This window comes from Stieleria sp. (assembly GCF_041595215.1).
Lineage (GTDB): Bacteria > Planctomycetota > Planctomycetia > Pirellulales > Pirellulaceae > Stieleria > Stieleria magnilauensis.
This window is the reverse complement of record NZ_JBFHKV010001366.1, coordinates 1-1,896: the sequence shown is the minus strand read 5'-3', so window position 1 is coordinate 1,896 and position 1,896 is coordinate 1. Positions and strand designations below refer to the sequence as shown.

General features: G+C 60.0%; 1 protein-coding gene. It reads right to left on the bottom strand.

Going from position 1 to position 1,896, the window contains the following annotated elements:
• Positions 1–275 precede the first annotated feature (275 nt).
• On the bottom strand, positions 276–1,896 hold a 1,621-nt coding region (locus tag ABX749_RS31335), incomplete at its 5' end, for a response regulator (RefSeq protein WP_372899493.1).

Here is a 1,896-nt window from a genome sequence, read left to right as displayed (position 1 = left end):
CGAAGGTTGTGCATGGCCCTTGGCCAAAGTTTACCTCATTGCGATGCGGTTCCTGGGGCGGCGCGACCCTCGCAAATGCTCGGTTTGCTTGCCCCAGGCTATGGATATGCATGCCCTTTGGGCAAAAAGCGAATGGTGTAAGTGCCAATGCGTTTTGGGAGGGTCGAGACGCTCGCAGCAAAGAAAGCCCACGACTACCTGCTGTTAAAGATTGCACCTGCCGTGGGTTGGGGGGCTGAGCCTACCAGTCGTGGCTTCGCCCGGTGCGGCGGAGGTTAGCATTGCGCGTCTTGCTTGCAGAGCAGAATCAACGCCGCGACCAGACGTCCGACCTCCTCGTCCACCTTGTCGAGTTGGGCATTCAATTCGGCAGGGTCAGCCGATTCCGCGATCGTCTCTAGATGCAAGGCGCCAGCAACGACGTCGGTCGCGCCGAACACCGATGCGGCGCCTTTGAGCGAATGCGCGGAGCGGCGGATCGATTGGACGTCATGCGAATCGACCGCTGCACGCATGGACTTCATCAGCTCAGTCGCCTCACCGATCAGGGTCTCGGCAAGGAGTCGCAGGTGCGAATCGTTCCCTCGGCAACGTTCGCGCGCGGTTTCCATATCGATCGCGGCTAACGTCTTCGCGGCAGCCGGATCGTTCATCAACTCGGTCAGGTCCGAACCGTCGCTATTGCCGGGCTCTCGTTCAACGTCGGAGGAGGCGTTGGTGTCGTCGTTTTCGGGTGCGACCGAAACGGGATCGTTGGAGGGTCCGATCGCCTCGCCGCTGACACAGCGTTCCATGAGGTCATACAGTTTCTCGGGGTCGATCGGCTTGGCGATATAACCGTCCATTCCGGCTTCGAGACAATGTTCTTCGTCACCTTTCATCGCGCCGGCCGTCATCGCGACGATCGGCGTGTGTCGATCCAACTCGTGTTCTTTTTCGCGGATGAGTCGGGTGGCTTCGATGCCGTCCATGTTTGGCATCTGCACATCCATCAGCACGATGTCAAATCGTTGCTCATCGAGCGCCGCAACCGCTTCCACGCCGTCTTCGGCAACCAGGACTTCATGGCCCTGATGCGACAGCAGCCCGACCGCGACCTTTCGATTGACGTCGCCGTCCTCGGCGAGCAAGACCTTCAGTTTGCGATAGGTCTTGGTCGCGTTGTCCTTGGGACTCACTTGTGACGAATCGGAATGCCCGGTGGTCTTGAGGATGGTTTTCAACAGGTCCGAGTGAACCGCGGGTTTTTGCATGTAGCGGGCCACACCCAGTTGCCTGCATTGTTCCACGTCGCCCGCCTTGACGGCCGAGGAGAGCATGATGATTGGACAGTCTTTCAACGCGACATCCGGATCCTGTCGCAAGCGTGCGGCAATCGCGAAACCGTCCATCGGTTGCATCGCGCTATCGAGAATGGCGAGCGGATAGGGCCGTCCGTCCGCCGCGGCACGCTGCAGTTCCGTGAGGGCTTCTTGACCGTCGGCCACGACCGTCACCGCGAGACCCCATTGGCGGAGCATCTCGTCCAGGATGGAGCGGCTGGTCGCGTTGTCGTCCACCACGAGCACGGGGACGCCGTGCAACACTTCGGTGTCGACCGGCGTAGGTTGCGGATCGACGATGCCGAAGCGGGCCGTGAAATGAAAGGTCGTTCCCGTGCCGACCTCGCTCTCCACCCAAATGCGGCCGTTCATCAGCTCGACCAGCTGGGTTGAAATGGTCAGGCCCAACCCGGTGCCGCCGAATCGTCTGTTCGTCGACGCATCGGCTTGTCGAAAGGATTCAAAAACGGCTTGTTGACGATCGGGAGGAATTCCGATCCCTGTGTCGCGGACCGAAATCTGCAGACCGACTGAATCTTCAGTGCTGGATTCGAGATGGACGACGACTTCGATT